This window comes from Elioraea tepida, from assembly GCF_019203965.1.
Classification (GTDB): domain Bacteria; phylum Pseudomonadota; class Alphaproteobacteria; order Acetobacterales; family Acetobacteraceae; genus Elioraea_A; species Elioraea_A tepida.
This window is the reverse complement of record NZ_CP076448.1, coordinates 2117724-2134498: the sequence shown is the minus strand read 5'-3', so window position 1 is coordinate 2134498 and position 16775 is coordinate 2117724. Positions and strand designations below refer to the sequence as shown.

The 16775-nt window shown below is 72.7% G+C and carries 10 protein-coding genes; 5 read left to right on the top strand and 5 right to left on the bottom strand.

What is annotated here, in order from left to right; all coding sequences use genetic code 11:
* Positions 1-341 precede the first annotated feature (341 nt).
* The 3 genes from KO353_RS10165 (at position 342) to prfB (ending at position 5514) form a co-directional block, all read left to right on the top strand.
* Positions 342-1550, top strand: a complete 1209-nt coding sequence (locus KO353_RS10165) for an N-acetylmuramoyl-L-alanine amidase (protein ID WP_218284564.1) — start codon at positions 342-344, stop codon at positions 1548-1550.
* Positions 1551-1667: 117 nt separating this feature from the next.
* Positions 1668-4343, top strand: coding sequence for a penicillin-binding protein 1A (locus tag KO353_RS10160; protein WP_218284563.1), 2676 nt, complete (start codon positions 1668-1670; stop codon positions 4341-4343).
* Between the two features lie 36 nt (positions 4344-4379).
* Positions 4380-5514 (top strand): peptide chain release factor 2 gene (gene prfB, locus KO353_RS10155; RefSeq protein ID WP_218284561.1). Its coding sequence is split into 2 segments (ribosomal slippage): positions 4380-4448 and positions 4450-5514, totalling 1134 coding nucleotides; the frame shifts between segments, so codons are not numbered across the junction.
* A 219-nt stretch (positions 5515-5733) separates the two neighbouring features.
* Here prfB and bcp read toward each other — a convergent pair.
* Together bcp and KO353_RS10145 are read right to left on the bottom strand one after the other, a co-directional pair.
* On the bottom strand, positions 5734-6204 hold the full coding sequence (bcp, locus tag KO353_RS10150) for a thioredoxin-dependent thiol peroxidase (protein ID WP_218287346.1): 471 nt from the start codon (positions 6202-6204) through the stop codon (positions 5734-5736).
* A 266-nt stretch (positions 6205-6470) separates the two neighbouring features.
* On the bottom strand, positions 6471-9374 hold the full coding sequence (locus KO353_RS10145) for a bifunctional [glutamine synthetase] adenylyltransferase/[glutamine synthetase]-adenylyl-L-tyrosine phosphorylase (protein WP_218284559.1): 2904 nt from the start codon (positions 9372-9374) through the stop codon (positions 6471-6473).
* Positions 9375-9430: 56 nt separating this feature from the next.
* Between KO353_RS10145 and KO353_RS10140 the strand changes: the two genes are divergently transcribed.
* A complete protein-coding gene (locus KO353_RS10140; RefSeq protein ID WP_218284558.1) occupies positions 9431-12640 on the top strand; it encodes a DUF3971 domain-containing protein in 3210 nt (1069 codons plus the stop codon).
* A 77-nt stretch (positions 12641-12717) separates the two neighbouring features.
* The gene (locus KO353_RS10135) at positions 12718-14430 is read left to right on the top strand and encodes a methyl-accepting chemotaxis protein (RefSeq protein ID WP_218284557.1); all 1713 of its coding nucleotides are present in this window, start codon (positions 12718-12720) and stop codon (positions 14428-14430) included.
* Positions 14431-14436: 6 nt separating this feature from the next.
* Here KO353_RS10135 and mnmA read toward each other — a convergent pair whose 3' ends face one another.
* From mnmA to KO353_RS10120, 3 genes are all read right to left on the bottom strand, one after another.
* Positions 14437-15558, bottom strand: coding sequence for a tRNA 2-thiouridine(34) synthase MnmA (mnmA, locus tag KO353_RS10130; RefSeq protein WP_268906168.1), 1122 nt, complete (start codon positions 15556-15558; stop codon positions 14437-14439).
* A 184-nt stretch (positions 15559-15742) separates the two neighbouring features.
* On the bottom strand, positions 15743-16435 hold the full coding sequence (tenA, locus tag KO353_RS10125; protein ID WP_218284556.1) for a thiaminase II: 693 nt from the start codon (positions 16433-16435) through the stop codon (positions 15743-15745).
* Positions 16436-16439: 4 nt separating this feature from the next.
* A complete protein-coding gene (locus tag KO353_RS10120) occupies positions 16440-16772 on the bottom strand; it encodes a ferredoxin family 2Fe-2S iron-sulfur cluster binding protein (RefSeq protein WP_218284554.1) in 333 nt (110 codons plus the stop codon).
* Between the last annotated feature and the right edge of the window lie 3 nt (positions 16773-16775).

Below are 16775 nucleotides of genomic sequence, written 5' to 3'. Positions count from 1 at the left end.
GCAGGAAGCGTCCGGTCATCGTTCCGTTCCGTCGGGCGCGGCGTGCACCCGGTGGCGACTGCCCAGCGGATGGGGCGACCTTCGACGGTGCCGGCGGAACGCGGCGCCCCTGCGCGAGCCGCAGGACACGCCAGGCGCGGCACCCGCTGGCCACAGCGCCGGCCGAACGCCCGAGCGGGGCGGCGCGGCAGGTCTCCGCGCGGGTGAGGCACAATGGCGCATGCGAGCCCTGATCACAAGGCCCGCGTGACTTCCCGCGACACCTCAGCGAGACGTGGCAACCCACGGAAGAACTTGATATCCTGTTCCCCCGAACCGGTTCACCTCCGCTGGGAGAAGGCATGACGCTCGGTCTCGGGCGCCGCCTCGTGGTCATGGCGGGGCTTCGCGCACCCCTGGCGCTGCCCGTGAGCGTGCTCGCGTCGCGCGCAGTCCATGCCGCCGCCGCCACCGGCGCCTCGGTCGCGCATGAGGGAGCGGTGACGCGCTTCTCGCTCGCCACCACTGCCTCGCCGGCATTCAGCCTGTTCACCCTCGGCAATCCGCCGAGGGTCGTGATCGATCTGCCCGGTCTCGCCTGGTCGGGCGGCGAACCGCCATCCGGCGCGGGCCTCGTGCGCGGGGTGCGCGTGAGGCTGAACCGTCCCGGGGTGACCCGGGTGGTGCTCGATCTCGCGCGCCCGGTCTCGGTCGATCGGGCCGAGGTGGTCGAGGCGTCGTCGGGGCGTGCCCTCGAGATCACGCTCTCGCCCGCGCCGGAGAGCGTGTTCCTGCGCCAGACGGCGAGCAGCGCCGCGGCGCGCCCGGCGGCGGACGCTGAAGCGCCCGCCCAGCCGGCGCGGGTCGCTCGCAAGCCGCTCGTGATGCTCGACCCGGGCCATGGCGGGCGCGACCCGGGCGCGATTGGCCGGGTCGCCCGAACCCAGGAGAAGCACATCACGCTCGCCGCCGCCCTCGAAACGCGGCGCCTGCTCGAGCAGGGCGGGCGCGTTCGGGTGGCGATGACGCGCACCCGCGACGTGTTCGTGCCTCTGACCGAACGGGTGCGCGCCGCCCGAGCCGCCGGGGCCGATCTCTTCCTCTCCCTCCATGCCGATGCGCTCGATGACCGGAACGTGCGCGGCGCCTCCGTCTACACCCTCGCCGAGCAAGCCTCGGACCCGCTCGCGGAGCGGATCGCTCGGAACGAGAACCGCGCCGACCGGTTCGCAGGCCCCACCTTCGAGGGCGTCACGCCGGAGGCGGCGCGGATCCTGATCGCGCTCGTCCGCCGCGACACGCTGAACGGTGCCGCGCGCATGGCGCGGATCACGGTGTCAAGCCTTGCCAAGGACGTGACGATGCTGCCCAACAGCCATCGCTTCGCCGGCTTTATCGTGCTCAAGGCGCCCGACATCCCCTCCGTGCTCGTCGAGATGGGGTTCCTGTCGAACCGCGAGGACGAGGCGCTCTTGCGCCGGCCCGACCACCGGCGCGTCGTCGCCGCCGCGATGGCCCGGGCGATCGAGGCCTGGTGCGCGGAGACCGGGGCGTTGCAGGCTGCCGGCTAGGAGAATTCACCCAGTGGTAGAGCCCGGTTCCGCGCGGCTCTTCCCCGCACGGTCTTGTGGCACGTCCTGCGTCTCTTGCCCGTGCCGGTGCCGCCCCCGACATGGTATTCGGAATCGATGCGCGCTGACGAACCGCTTGCCAACCGCCGCCCTGCCGCCCGTCGCGCGTCGGGGCCGCCCGAAGAGGTGCTGGGCGACCAGTCCGGGCCGACCGGGGCGAAGCCCGCGCGGCCGAGACGGCGCCGGCGCGGCGTGATCGTCCGGCTCGTCTACGGGCTCGTTGGGCTCGCGATGGTGCTTGTCGTGCTCGGGGGCCTCGGTGCCGTCGCGGCGTGGCAGCATTTCGCCCGTGACCTTCCGGACCATGAGCGCCTCGCCGACTACGAGCCGCCGGTGATGAGCCGGGTCTATGCGGGCGATTCGCGCCTGCTCGCCGAGCTCGCCACCGAGCGGCGTGTGTTCGTGCCGATCGTCGCCATCCCGAAGCTCGTGCAGGACGCCTTCATCTCCGCCGAGGACCAGAATTTCTGGAGCCACCCCGGGATCGATCCGCTCGCCATCCTGCGCGCCGCCGTCACCAACCTGCAGCAGATGGGCCAGGGCCGGCGCCCCGTCGGCGCCTCGACGATCACCCAGCAGGTGGCGAAGAACATGCTGCTCGGCAACGAGGTGACGCTCGAGCGCAAGCTGCGCGAGGCGATCCTCGCGATCCGGATCGAGCAGGCGCTCTCGAAGGAGCGCATCCTCGAGCTCTACTTGAACGAGATCTTCCTCGGCCAGGGTGCCTACGGCGTCGCCGCGGCGGCCATGACCTATTTCGGCAAGGCGCTCGATGAGCTCACCCCCGCCGAGGTCGCCTTCCTCGCCGCCCTGCCGAAGGCGCCGAACAACTACAACCCCTTCCGCTTTCCGGAAGCAGCCAAGGGCAGGCGCGACTGGGTGCTTGACAGGATGGCCGAGGACGGCGCGCTGACGGCCGAAGCGGCGGCTGCAGCCAAGGCGGAGCCGATCGTCGTCCGCCCGGGACGCTTCGCCGAACGAGTCCAGGCCGAGTATTTCGCCGAAGAAGTGCGCCGGCAGCTGATCGACCGGTTCGGTGCGGAAGCGACCACCCAAGGCGGGCTCACCGTGCGCACGAGCCTTGATCCGGCCATGCAGGCCGCGGCCGACCGGGCGTTGCGCGAGGGGCTGATGGCGTGGGACCGGCGCCGCGGCGGCTGGCGCGGCCCCATCGCACGGATCGAGCTGTCGCCCGCGGAGCTGCGCACGGGCTGGATGGAGGCTCTCGCCGCTCTGCCCCGGCCGGCCGGGGCGCTCGCGGCCTGGCACACCGCCGTGGTGCTCGAGCTCGGCGCCGAGGAAGCGCGGCTCGGCCTGCTCGAGCGCGGCCCTCGCCCGGGTGTGCCGGCGCAGCCGCGCGTCCTGCCGCTGCCATTCTCCGAACTCGCCTGGGCGCGCCGTGCGCTGCCCGAGCAGCGGCTCGGCCCCGCCCCGCGCCGCCCGGCCGATGTGCTCGCGGTCGGCGACGTCGTGCTGGTCGAGGTCCTGCCTGCCGAGCCGCCGCTTCCGGCGCAGCGCGGCCGCCCCGCCCGCCCGCCCCTGCCCGAGCGGCTCGCGCTCAGGCAGATCCCCGAGATCGAAGGCGCTCTCGTCGCTCTCGACCCTAACACCGGCCGGGTGCTCGCGCTTTCGGGCGGCTGGAGCTTCGAACGCTCCTGGTTCAACCGCGTCACGCAGGCGAACCGTCAGCCGGGCTCGAGCTTCAAGCCTTTCGTCTATCTCGCCGCGCTCGAGCAGAACCTCTCGCCGGTGCAGCGCATCCTCGACGCCCCGTTCGTGGTGGACATGGGGCCGGGCCTGGGGCGCTGGCGGCCGACAAACTACAACGCCGGCGAGTTCGGCGGGCCGACGCCGATGCGCGTCGGCATGGAGAAGTCGAAGAACCTGATGACCATCCGGCTCGCCGAGCTCGTCGGGCTCGAGAATGTCGCTTCGGTCGCCGCCCGCACCGGCGTGATGCCGAACATGCCGCGCACCTATGCGATGGCACTCGGGGCCGGGGAGACGACGGTTCTGCGGATGGCGGCGGCCTACGCCACCTTCGCCAATGGCGGCCGGGCGGTGACGCCGACCCTGATCGACACGGTGCAGGACCGGAACGGCCGGGTGCTGTTCCGGGCCGACGCGCGCGTCTGCGACCGCTGCAGTGAGGAGTCCCCCTCGGCCACCCCGCCGGAGGCACCGGACAACCGCCCGCAGGCGACCGACCCTGCTTCGGCCTACCAGATGGTGTCGATGCTGCAGGGCGTGATCCAGCGCGGCACCGGCGGCCGGGCAGCGATCGACCGTCCCGCTGCCGGCAAGACCGGAACCACCAATGACTTCCTCGACGCCTGGTTCGTCGGCTTCACGCCCGACCTCGTCACCGCCGTCTGGGTCGGGTTCGACGAGCCGCGCCCGCTCGGCAACAACGAGACAGGGGGGCTCGTCGCGGCGCCGATCTTCGCCGCCTTCATGCGCGAGGCGCTTGCGGGACGCCCGGCCCTGCCCTTCCGCATCCCGCCCGGGCTTAGGCTGGTGCGTATCAACGCGGAGACCGGCGAGCCGGCCGGCCCCGGCGACCGCAACACGCTCATCGAGGCGTTCAAGCCCGGCACCGAACCCGGAGCCGCAGGGGCTGCCTCCGGCGTACTCGCGGGCGTTGGCGCCGGACCGGCGGAGGCCGAGGGGCCCGCCCTACCGTCGCGTCGCCCGGCGGCGGCGCTGGACGCCGGCCTCGGCGGGCTGTACTGAGCGCCCCCACCCGAACCGTCCGGAGACCGTCACGCCATGCGCGCCGAGATCGCCGCGCTCTCCGAGCAGATCGCCGCCTCGGTGGGTCTGCTGAGGAGGCATCTTTGACTGGGATCAAGCCGTCCGCCGCCTCGAGGAGCTGAACGCCCGCGCCGAGGATCCCGCGCTCTGGAACGATCCCGAGGCGGCGCGGAAGTTGATGCGCGAGCGCACCCGCCTCGCCGCCGCCGTCGAGGGCGTGCAGAGGCTCGAGCGGGAGGTTGCCGATGCGCTCGAGCTCATCGAGCTCGCCGAGGCCGAAGCCGACGAGGAGACGGCCGCCGCGGCAGAAGCCGATCTGCGCCGCCTCGCCGAGGAGGCGAAGCGCCGCGAGATCGAGAGCCTGCTTTCGGGCGAGGCCGACGGCAATGACTGCTTCGTCGAGATCAACGCCGGCGCGGGCGGCGTCGATGCGCAGGACTGGGCGGAGATGCTCGCCCGCATGTACAGCCGCTGGGCCCAGGCGCACGGCTACAAGGTGGACGTGATCGAGCGGTCCGACGGCGAGCAGGCCGGGATCAAGTCGACCACGCTCAGGATCAGCGGCCCGAACGCCTATGGCTGGCTCAAGACCGAGAGCGGGGTGCACCGGCTCGTGCGCATCAGCCCCTTCGACGCGAATGCCCGCCGGCAGACCTCCTTCGCCTCGGTCGGCGTCTCGCCCGTCGTGGACGACACGATCGCGATCGAGATCAACCCAGCCGATCTCGAGATCGACACGATGCGCTCCTCGGGCGCGGGCGGGCAGAACGTGAACAAGGTGGAGAGCAAGGTGCGGATCAAGCACCTGCCCACCGGGATCGTGGTCGAGAGCAGCCAGGAGCGGAGCCAGCACCAGAACCGGGCGATCGCCCTCGACATGCTCCGGGCCCGGCTCTACGAGCTCGAACTGCAGAAGCGCGAGCAGGCGGCGCAGGCGGCCGCCCCGGTCAAGACCGAGATCGGCTGGGGGCACCAGATACGCTCCTACGTGCTCCAGCCCTACCAGATGGTGAAAGACCTGCGCACCGGCGTGGAGAAGGGCACGCCCGAGGCCGTGCTCGATGGCGACCTCGACGAGTTCCTCGCCGCTGCGCTCGCGCAACGGGTGAAGTCCACGCGTTCCGAGGCCTCGGCCCTGGCCGAGCGCTGACCGCAGGGAGAGGCTCGGGAACGAGCACACGCCGCTTTGGGATTACGGCGCCCGTCCTCGTGGAGCACTGATCGCCGCGAGAGGCCCGTGAAGCCGATGCGGCGTGACGGACCGGTGACCCGCCAGAGGTCGAGCCTTGGATGGGGCGGCGCCGGGCTGTTCGCCAACCGCGACCGCGCGGCCAAGCGCGGGAGGGGCGGACCGGCGCCGACGCTGCCGTCAGCCGAGCGCCTTCGCCGCCGCGAGCACCTCCGCCGCGTGCCCCTCGACCTTCACCTTCTTCCAGGCCTTGGCCACCTTGCCGTCCTTGTCGATCAGGAAGGTCGAGCGGATCAGCCCGACCGACCGTCGGCCCATGAACACCTTCTCGCCCCAGGCGCCGTAGGCCTGGGCGACCGCGTTGTCGGGGTCGGAGGCCAGCGGGAAGGCGAGATTGTACTTCGCTGCGAACTTCTCGAGCGCCGGCAGCGAGTCCTTCGAGATGCCGATCACGTCGATGCCGAGGCCCTTGAATTGCGCCAGCGCCTCGTTGAAGCCGCAGGCCTCCGTCGTGCAGCCGGGCGTGTCGGCCTTGGGGTAGAAATAGACCACAAAGGGCTTGCCCTTCAGCGCCTCGGTCGAGGCCGTGCGGCCGCCGGTGGCGGGCAGAGAGAAGGCCGGGGCGGGGTCCCCGACGGCAAGGTCCGGCACGGGCGCTGTCGCGGCCGGCTTCGGGACAGTGGCCTTCTTCGCCGCTGTGCCGGCCGCCGTCGTCTTAGCCGGCTTCGTTGCGGCCTTGGCCTTCGTCGTTGGCTTCGTCGCCGCCACCGCCTTCGCGGCCTTCGCCGCGGGCTTCGCCTTGGCGGCGGTCTTGGCGGCCTTTGCCGCGGGCTTGGCCTTGGCCGCGGGCTTCGCCGGCGCGGCTGTCTTGGCGCTCTTCGCCATGATCGTCCCCCTCCGTCTTCGTTCGCCTGCCGCTACGAGCTGCCCGGCGTCCCGACATGGCGGAGGAACGCCTCGCGCACCTTCGCGGCGCAATCGCTGATCTGGGCGCAGACATCGGCTAGATCAACGGCCCTGGCCGCATGCGCGATCGCCGCCGCAACGGGCTCGGGCAGGTCGGCGGCGCTGCGCGGCTTGCCGACGGTGAGCCGCAACAGGCCCTGGACCGTTCGGTAGAGGAACGAGGCGCGCCTGAGCGCAGCGTGTTCCTCTTCCGCAAGGATCCCCGCCGCGGCGAGGCGGTCGAGCGCCTCTGCTGTTCCGGTCGCAAGCACCGAAGGGGTGGCGTGGGCATGCGCGAGCTGGAGCACCTGCGCGACGAACTCGAGCTCAAGCAAGCCCCCGTCGCGATACTTGACGTCGAGCGGTCCGAAGGGGGGAAGTTCGCGGGCGATCCGCCCGCGCAGGGCGGCCGCATCCGCCCGCAGCTTCGCCGGGTCGCGCGGGCGCGTCAGCGCGGTGCGGATCGCGGCGCTGATCCGCCGCGCGAGCGGCGCGGGGCCCGCGACGACGCGCGCGCGCGCGAGCGCCATCGCCTCCCAGGTCCAGGCCTCCTCCGCGTGGTAGCGGGCAAAGGCGTCGAGCCGGACAGCGATCGGCCCCTTGTTGCCAGAGGGCCTGAGCCGCATGTCGATGTCGAACAGCTTGCCCGCGCCCGAGGGAGCGGTGATCGCGGCGACGAAGGCGGAGGCGAGACGCGTGAAGTATTCGGGCGGCGTCAGCGCCCGCCCCTGCCCGCCCTTGGCGGCCTCGGCGCCAGGTGCGTGGTCGTAGATCAGGATGATGTCGAGATCGGAGGAAGCCATCATCTCGCGCCCCCCCAGCTTGCCGAGCGCGACCACGGCCATCGCCCCGCGCGCGACCCGCCCGTGGCGCTTCGCGAAATCCTCGGCCACGCGCGGCAGGAGCGCGGCGAGAGCGGCATCGGCGAGGTCGGCGCGGGCGCGGCCGGCGGCGTCGGCATCGAGCGAGCCGTCGAGCGTCGCTGCGCCGATCAGGAAGGCGCGTTCATGCACGACGCGACGGACCGCATCCATCGCCTCCTCGAGATAGCGGCAATCGGCGAGTGCGGCGTCGAGCCCGGTGTCGAGCGCCGGGGCTTCGCCGGTGAGCAACCCCTCGATCGCCGCCGGATGGGTGGCGAGGTGGTCGGCGAGCAGCGGGGCGGCGCCGAACACCGCCGCCACCTTGTCGAGCAGGGCAGGGTTGCGCTGCAGTAACGAGAGGATCTGCACGCCGGCGGGAAGCCGGTTGAGGAAGGAATCGAACCGCGCGAAGGCGGCATCCGGGTCCTGCTGGCGGGCGAGCGCGGCAAGCAGCGCCGGCATCAGCTCCGTCAGAAGCTCGCGCGCCCGCTCGCTTCGGGTCGCCCGCGGCCGGCCGTGGTGCCAGGCCCGCACAGCGGCGGCGACCGAGGCCGGGTTGGCGAAGCCCATGCCCGAGAGGGTCGCGAGCGTGCCCGGGTCGTCGGCCACACCGGTGAAAACGAGGGTGCCGGGCCCGGCGAGATCCGGCGCCTCCTCGAACAGGGCGGCATAGGCCGTCTCGACGCGCGAGAGCTCGGCGGTCAGAGCCGCTGCGAAGGAGCCGGAATCCGGAAAGCCTGCGAAGGTGGCAAGAGCGGCGAGAGCATCGGCGTCCTCGGGCAAGGTGTGGGTCTGCCGGTCGTTCTGCATCTGCAGCCGGTGCTCGATTCGGCGGAGGAAGTCGTAGGCGCGGGCGAGCGCCGCCTCGGTCTCGGGGGCGACGAGACCTGCGCGCGCAAGCGCGGCCAGCGCGTCCTTGGTGCGCGGCGCCCGCAGCCTCGGGTCCCGCCCGCCCCAGATGAGCTGCTGCACTTGGGCGAAGAACTCGATCTCGCGGATTCCGCCGCGGCCGAGCTTAAGGTTGTGGCCGGCCACCGCGATCTCCGCCCCGCCGCGATGCGCCTGGATCTGCCGCTTGATCGCGTGGATGTCCTGGATCGCCGCGAAGTCGAGATGCTTGCGCCAGACGAAGGGGCGGAGCTCGGCGAGGAAGGCGTTGCCGGCGGCGAGGTCGCCCGCCACTGGCCGCGCCTTGATCATCGCCGCGCGTTCCCAGTTCTGGCCGAGGCTCGAATAGTAGCTGTGCGCCGCTTCGACCGAGACGGCGAGCGGTGTCGCGCCCGGGTCGGGGCGAAGCCTGAGGTCGGTGCGGAACACGTAGCCGTCGGCGTTGCGCTCCTCCATCAGCCGAACGAGGTCGCGCGCGAGCCTGACGAAGAATGCCGTCGGATCATCGCCGTGATAGGCTTGCTCCGGGTCGAACAGGATCACGAGGTCGACATCGCTCGAGTAGTTCAGCTCCCGTGCCCCGAGCTTGCCCATGCCGAGCACGATCAGCCCGCTGCCGCGCGCGGGGTCGTCGCGGTGGCGGAGGCGGAGGGAGGGCCCGGCGCCCGCGAGCAGGTGACGCACCGCGGCCGAAAGCGTGGCGTCGGCGAGATCGGAGAGGGCGGCGGTCACCCGGTCGACGTCCCAGGTGCCGGCGATGTCGGCGGCGGCGATCACGAGCGCCCCGCGGCGCTTGGCGCGCCGGAGCGCGGCGGCGAGCTCGGCCCGCGGTGCCTCCGGCCTCGCCTCGGCAGCAAGCTCGGCGAGGACGCGAGCGAAGGGGCGATCCGGCCCCTCGGCGAGGATCGACGCCATGGTTGCCTGCTCGCGCACCGCAAGCTCCGCGAGATGCGGGCTGTTGCCGAACAGCGCGTCGAGCAGGGCGCGCTCGGCCGCCCCGCCCGCCGGGTCGGGGCCGATGCCGGGGTCCTCGGCCCGCCGCTCCGCCCAGGCCGCCGCCCAGCGCTCGTGCCAGTGACGCGCGGCGTCGGCGTCGTGCGGCCTTGGCGGCGTCTCGAGCGTCATCACCAAAGAGCCTCGCCGCCGCGCGCGCGCGCGGTCAAGACGGGCGGGCGGCCCGGATGATCCGTGCGAGCGGCCGGGCGCTCCGGCGCCTTCTCGGCCTCGTCCTGATGCTCGCGGTCGCGGCGGCAGCCGGGATCGGCGCGCTCGCCTGGCGGCTCGCCCAGGGGCCGTTGCCGCTCGACCAGCTCGCGCGCGCGATGGAGGACTACGTCAATCGCGGCGACGGCGGTGTGCGCGTCTCGATCGGCAGCGCGGCGCTCGCCTGGGAGGGGTTCGGCGGAGGAATCGATCGCCCGCTCGACATCCGGCTCGCCGACGTCCGCGTGCTCGATTCGGCCGGGGCCGAGGCGGTGGTGCTACCCGAGGGCGAGGTGTCGCTCGGCCTGCGCTCGCTTCTGCTCGGCCGGTTCGAGCCGCGCGCCGTCCGGCTGCGCGGGCTCAGGATCGCGGTACTGCGCGGCGAGGACGGCGCGCTGTCCCTCGACCTCGGCGGTGGCGAGGCGCCCGCGCCGGAACGCGGGCCGGGGGCAGCGAACGATCACCGCCTGCTCGCCGAGTTCGGGCTGGCTCCCGCCCCTGCCGGAACCACGCCACGCTTCGCCGAACTGCGTCGCCTCGTCGTGACAGCGGCAGAGGTGACGGTCGATGACCGCCAGCTCGGAGCGCGCTGGACCATTCCGGACGCGACCCTGTCGCTGCAGAGGCGCCCGGTCGCCCGCGGCACGGCGATCGTCCTCGAGGCGAGCGGTGTCGCCTCGGCAGACGCGGCGCGCCTGCCCGTGCGCCTCGCGGCGGAGATCGGGCCGGATGGGGCGATCGAGGGCGAGATTGCCCTCGAGGCGGCCCGGCCGGCCGAGCTCGCCGCCGCCCTGCCGGCTCTTTCCGCTCTCGCCGCGGTCGAGGCGCCGGCGGTTGCGACCCTACGGGCGCGCCGCGCTTCGGACGGCACGCTCGCCTCTGCCGAGCTCCGCGCCGAGCTCGGGGCGGGGGGCGTGGTTCTGCCCGGCGGCTCGCCGCTTCCCCTCACCTCGGCGCGCCTGAGCGCCCGCTACGACCCTTCTGGAATCACGCTCGATTCCTTCACCCTCGTCCTGCCCGGAACGGCTGGCCCCTCGCCGACTCTCACCCTCTCGGGTGCCGCCATTCCCGACGCGGACGGAGACTGGATCGCCGAGGCGCGCATCCGCCTCGACGCCCTGTCCTTCGCCGACCTGCCGAAGCTCTGGCCGGAAGGGGTGGCGATGAACGAGCGGCGCTGGATCGCCGCGAACATCACCACCGGGCTTGCGAGAGAGCTCGACATCAGGCTGCGGGCGATCATCCCACCATCCCGCGACGAGTTGATTCCGGAGCGTATCTCCGGAACGGTTCGGGGCGAGAACCTCACGGTGCACTATCTCCGGCCGATGCCGCCCGTCGAGGGCGTGGCGGCGGTGGTGACCTTCGCAAGCCTCGCCGAGATCGACATCGCGACGAAAGGGGGCAGGCTCGGCGGCATCACCGTGCCGGAGGGGCGCGTGCGGCTGTTCGACCTCGACCGGAGGCCGAACCGGGCGGAGGTGACGCTTCGGATCGAGAGCGCCGTCGAGGAGGCGCTCGCTCTGATCGCGCATCCGAAGCTCGACCTGTTCAGCCGCCGCGGCGCGCCGCCGCCAGGCATCACGGGCCGGGGCGAGCTCTCTCTCTCTCTCGCCTTCCCGCTGCTCGATGCGCTCACGCTCGACGAGATCGACGTCGCCGTCAGCGCCCGGGCGCGCGACCTCCGCGTTCCCGCCTTGCTCGCGGGGCGGGATCTCGAGCGGGGGCGCGCCGAGCTCACCGCGAGCCGCACCGGGTTGCGGCTTGCGGGAACGGGGGTCTTCGGCCCGATCCAGGCCGAGGTGACGGGGGAGATGGATTTCCGCTCTGGCCCGCCCACCCAGGTGGTCGAGCGTTACACCGCCAAGGCGTCGCCGCAGGAGGGGCTTGCCGCCCTGTTCGATCTCGACCTCGCGCCCTATCTCACCGGCCCCATCGGCGCCGAGGCGACGCTCGAGCTCAGACGGAACGGGCAGGGCGCGGCGACGGTGAGGGCCGACCTTGCGCGCGCGCGCCTCGCCGTTCCGGAGCTTGGAGTCGAGAAGCCGCCCGGTCATCCCGGCACGGCGGAGGCGCGTCTTGCGCTGGGGCCGGGTGGCAGGCTGACAGGCGCCGACCTCGTGCGCCTCGAGGCGGGCGACATCTTCGGCCGGGCTCGTTTCCGTCTCGGCCGTGACGGTCGGCTCGAACGGATCGAGGTCACGGAGGCAAGGCTCAGCGAGTCCCGCCTCTCGGGCAGCGTGCTGCTGCCGGAGCGCCCGGGGGGCGACTATGCGGTGACGCTGCGTGCCCCCGTGATCGACCTCTCCCGCCGCAGCCGGGAGGCGGACCAGACGCGCGATCCGGGACGGGCGCAGCCGACCCTCGTGGTCGATGCCGCGATCGATCGCCTCGTCTTCCGCCCAGGCCATGAGCTGCGCGAGGTGCGCGGCAGGGGCGCTCTGGCCCGCGGCGTGATCGCGCGCGCCGAGGCCTCGGCTCTCGCCGGGCAACGCGGCACGATGCGGCTTGCGATCGCTCCCGAAGGCCCGGGCAGACGATCGTTCACCCTCACGGCAGACGATGCCGGGGCCGTTCTCAACGCGCTCGACGTGCTCACCACAATGGCGGGCGGGACGCTCACGATCCGCGGCATATTCGACGACACGCAGCCCGGACATCCGCTGACCGGCGAGGCGGAGCTTTTGGACTTCCGCTTGCGCGAGGCGCCGGCCGCGGCGCGCGTTCTGCAGGCGATGACGCTCTACGGCGTTCTCGATCTCGCCCGCGGCCCCGGCGTGTCGTTCACCCGAGCCGTCGCCTCCTTCACCTGGGACGATCGTCGCCTGGAACTCCGCGATGCGCGCGCGATCAGCGCCTCGCTCGGCGTCACCGCGCAGGGGACGATCGACCGCGCGAATGGGCGGATCGACCTCGAGGGAACGATCGTTCCGGCCTATGTGTTCAATTCGCTGCTCGGCCGGATCCCGGTGATCGGCCGGTTGTTCTCGCCGGAACAGGGCGGGGGCGTGTTCGCCGCGAGCTACCGGGTGCGCGGGCCGCTCGATGACCCGGAGGCGACGGTCAACCCGCTCGCGGCGCTCACGCCGGGCTTCCTGCGCGGCCTGTTCGGCATCTTCGAAGGCGGGCAGCAGGGTCCCCCGCAGTCACCCCCCGGGACAAACGACAGCAGGCAAGGCGGAGGGTGATCGGCGCTTAACCGGCGATTAGCCGGTCAGGAGCATGCTCGGGCGAAAACGCGTCCCACCAGCAGGGCCTCTCGCCCATGGCAATTCTCGAGACCATACGGTCCACTCTCGCCGCCTGTGGGTCCCGGTTCGGGCTCACGGCACGCGTCGTCACAACCGGCCTCATCGCGACGGCGCTCATGGCCGCGGCGATCACGACGTGGTCGGTGCGCAGCTTCGAGACCTGGGCCTTCGAGCAGGCCCAGGCAAGCCTACAGGCGAACCTGCGCGCGCTGAAGCGCGAGGTCAGCCGCCTGGGCGAGGGCTTCACGGTGGAGGGGGATCGTCTGCTCGTCGGCGGCCAGCCGCTCAATGGCCGCAACGACATCGTCGATGCCGTGAAAGAGGTCACCGGCGGGGTCGCAACCCTCTTCCTCGGCGATCTTGGGATCGCCACCAACGTCACCCGACCTGACGGGTCGCGGGGCACGGGCACGCGGCTCGCGCCTGGGCCGGCCTATGACGCCTCGATCAGGCGCGGCGAAACCTATCACGGCCGGAACGAGATCCTCGGGCGCGACCATCTGACAATCTACGAGCCGATCCGCGACGCCTCCGGCCGGCAGATCGGCCTCTGGTTCGTCGGCGTGCCGGTGGACCAGATCGCCCGCGCGGTCGAAGCGAAGATCAAGGAGGGGCTCCTCGTCGCCGCCATCGCTCTCCTGGTCTCTGGACTGCTCGTCGCTGCCGCGGTGCGCGGATCGCTCGGGCCGGTGCGCCACCTTGCGGTCGCCACACGCAAGGTGGCGGAGGGCGATTTCGGCGCCGCCGTGCCGGGGCAGGCGCGGCGCGACCAGGTGGGCGAGCTCGCCCGCGCCGTCGCCACGCTCCAGGCCGAGGCGGCCTCCGCCGCAGCGGCGCGCGCCGAAGCCGAGGCCGAGCGCGCCCGCGCCGCCGCCGAGCGCCGCGAGGCACGGCTACGCCTTGCCGAGACGTTCGAGACGCAGGTGCTCGCAATGGCGCGGCAGATGGCGGAGGCGGTCGCCACGCTCGAGCGGACGGCAACCGCCATCGCCGAAAAGGCGCGGCAGAACGTCGCGCTCTCGAGCGAGGTCGCCGCGGCGGCAGGCGACGCGGCAGGCAGCGTCAATGGCGCCGCTGCGGCAGCGGAGGAGCTCTCCGCCTCGATCGGCGAGATCTCGCGCCAGGTTGCGCAAGCCGCCTCGGTCGCCGCCGCCGCCGTGCGCGAGGCGGAGCGCACCAATGCCTCGGTCGACGAGCTCTCGGCCGCGGCCGCGCGGATCGGCGATGTGGTGCGGCTGATCGGCGACATCGCCGGGCAGACCAACCTGCTCGCTCTCAACGCCACCATCGAGGCGGCGCGCGCGGGCGAGGCAGGCAAGGGCTTCGCCGTGGTCGCCTCGGAGGTGAAGAACCTCGCCGGCCAGACGGCGAAGGCGACCGAGGAGATCGCCGCGCAGATCACCGCGATGCAGGCGGCGACGACCGGCGCGGTCGAGGCGATCCGCGGCATCGCCGGGAGGATCGACGAGATCTCCTCGCTCGCCTCCTCGATCGCCGCTGCGGTGGAGGCGCAGGGCGCGGCGACGGCGGAGATCGCCCGCTCGGTGCAGCAGGCGGCGAACGGCACGGGCCGGGTTTCGGCGCAGATCGCCGAGGTGAACGGCAACGCCGCCGCCGCCGCCGAAGGCAGCGCAACGGTGCGCGAGGCCGCCGAGGGCCTGAATGCCCAGACCCGCGCGCTCAGCCAAGCGGTGGACGGGTTCCTGCGGGAAGTCCGTGCGGCGTGAGGCGGTTCAGGCGGCGCGAATGAAGCCGCCGCCGAGCACCCGCCCGCCGGCGTAGAACACGGCCGCCTGGCCTGGGGCGACGGTCGCCGGGGCGTCCATCGTCACCTCGGCGACCGTGCCGTCCCACGCCACGGTCGCCGGCGACGGCGCCTCGCGGCCGCGCAGCTTGGCAAGGCAGCGTATCGGCGCCGCGGGCGGCGGGATCAGCCAGTTCACCTCCCCAGCGCTGAGGGTGCGCCGCCCGAGCGACGCGCGCGGCCCGACGACGACGCGGCGCGTGCCGGCCTCGACCCTCAGCACATGCATGCGCTCGCCCCCGTCACGGCTCGCCTGGCCGAGCCCCTTCGCTTGGCCGACCGTGTAGCGCGCGATGCCGCGATGGGTGCCGAGCACGCGCCCGTCCTCGGTCACGATCTCCCCCGGCGCGGCGGCCTCGGGGCGAAGCCGCGCGACGAGATCGGCGTAGGAGCCGGACGGGACAAAGCAGATGTCCTGGCTGTCCGGCTTCTCGGCCACCGGAAGGGAGAGCCGCGCGGCGTGGGCGCGAACCTCGGCCTTCGTCATCTCCCCGAGCGGGAAGCGGAGGAAGGGGAGGTCCTCGCGACGCGTGGCGAAGAGGAAGTAGGACTGGTCACGCGCGGCGTCGGACGCGACCGCGAGCGCAGGCCCGTCCGCCGACGCGACGATGCGGGCGTAGTGTCCGGTCGCGAGGGCCTCCGCCCCGAGATCGCGCGCAACCCCGAGAAGGTCGTCGAACTTGAGGCGCTGGTTGCAGCGCACGCAGGGGATCGGCGTCTCGCCGCGGGCGTAGCTGTCGGCGAAATCCTCGATCACCGCCGCGCGGAACAGGGCCTCCCGGTCGAGAACGTAGTGCGGGATGCCGAGCCGGTCGGCCACGCGGCGGGCGTCATGGATGTCCTGCCCGGCGCAGCAGGCTCCCCTCCGCCCCACGGCGGCGCCGTGGTCGTAGAGCTGGAGCGTGATGCCGATCACCTCGTGCCCGGCCTCGGCCATCAGCGCCGCGACCACAGAGGAGTCGACCCCGCCCGACATGGCGACGACGACACGCATGGCGGTGAGGTGACGCGTCGGTCGGGCGGCGTCAAGGCGATGGGGGCGCTCGCTCACGCCCGGATCAGTGGTGTCGGCAGGCTGACGCTGCCCTGCGCGACGCCGTCAGCGCCCACGAGGGCGCGCTCGCGGTGTTCCGAAGCCTCGACGCGCCCGCCGACCTGGCGATCGCCGAGCGCACTCTCGCCCGCGCCCGCAACCTGCTCGACGCCCGCCAGTGACCCGAGCGGCGAGCCCTGACCTACCTCGCCGCGTCGAGACCCATCTGCCAGAACCGCGCCTCGAGGCGGCAGGCCTCCTCGAAGGTGCGCGCAAGCCCCGCAAACCGCGCCTCCGCCCCGCGCGCCGCACCGAGCCGGTCAAGACGCGCGATGGCCTCCGCGGCCACCGCCTGGAACTCCTCGCCCGCGTACATCGCCCGCCAGGCGTCGTAGCGGTTGCCCTCGCGCTTAAGCGCCGGGTCGGCCGTCATCCGCGCCCCGATCTCGGCATAGCCGATCACGCACGGCGCGAGCGCCACCTCGAGGTCAAGCACATCGCCGGCAAGCCCGCGCTCGAGGACGTAGCGCGTGTAGGCCATCGTCTCCTCGGCCTCGGGCTCGCGCTCCATCTCCGCCTCCGTGAGGCCCCAGGCGGCGCAGAACTCCACGTGCAGGCGCATCTCGTGGTTGAGCAGCGCATCAAGCGTGGCGGCGGCGCTGCGCATGTCGTCGAGCTTGGCGTGCTTGACCACCGCGAGCGCATAGGCGCGCGCGAAATGGATCAAGAACAGATAGTCCTGCGTCAGATACCGCCGGAACGCAGCTTCGGGCAGCGAGCCATCGGTCAGCCCGCGGACGAAGGGGTGGGAGACATACGCTTCCCAGGAGGGGCGCGCCGCGTCGCGAAGCCGCGCGAACAGCGTTCCCGGCGCCGCGATCGCGTCCGCAGCCACCGCCTCAGCCCTTCTGGGCGTTGCGCGTTGCCTTCGGCAGCCTGACGACGAGGCCGTCGAGCTCCTCGGTCATCACGATCTGGCAGCCGAGGCGCGAGGTCTCCTCGAGGCCGAAGGCGAGGTCGAGCATGTCCTCCTCGTCCTCCGTCGGCGGCTGCAACAGGTCATACCACTTCGGATCGACGATCACGTGGCAGGTCGAGCAGGCGAGCGAGCCCTCGCAGGCGCCCTCGATGTCCACCCCGTGGCGATGGGCGATCTCGAGAACCGAGAGCCCGAGCGGGGCATCGACCTCGCGGCGCGTCCCGTCGCGCTCGATGAACGTCATCTTCGGCATGGT

Bases quoted from the DNA above. Each gene is read 5' to 3' on its own strand.
- KO353_RS10120 (WP_218284554.1), bottom strand. From the start codon at position 16,772: ATGCCGAAGATGACGTTCATCGAGCGCGACGGGACGCGCCGCGAGGTC.
- KO353_RS10160 (WP_218284563.1), top strand. From the start codon at position 1,668: ATGCGCGCTGACGAACCGCTTGCCAACCGCCGCCCTGCCGCCCGTCGC.
- KO353_RS10140 (WP_218284558.1), top strand. From the start codon at position 9,431: ATGATCCGTGCGAGCGGCCGGGCGCTCCGGCGCCTTCTCGGCCTCGTC.
- KO353_RS10165 (WP_218284564.1), top strand. From the start codon at position 342: ATGACGCTCGGTCTCGGGCGCCGCCTCGTGGTCATGGCGGGGCTTCGC.
- KO353_RS10135 (WP_218284557.1), top strand. From the start codon at position 12,718: ATGGCAATTCTCGAGACCATACGGTCCACTCTCGCCGCCTGTGGGTCC.
- KO353_RS10145 (WP_218284559.1), bottom strand. From the start codon at position 9,374: ATGACGCTCGAGACGCCGCCAAGGCCGCACGACGCCGACGCCGCGCGT.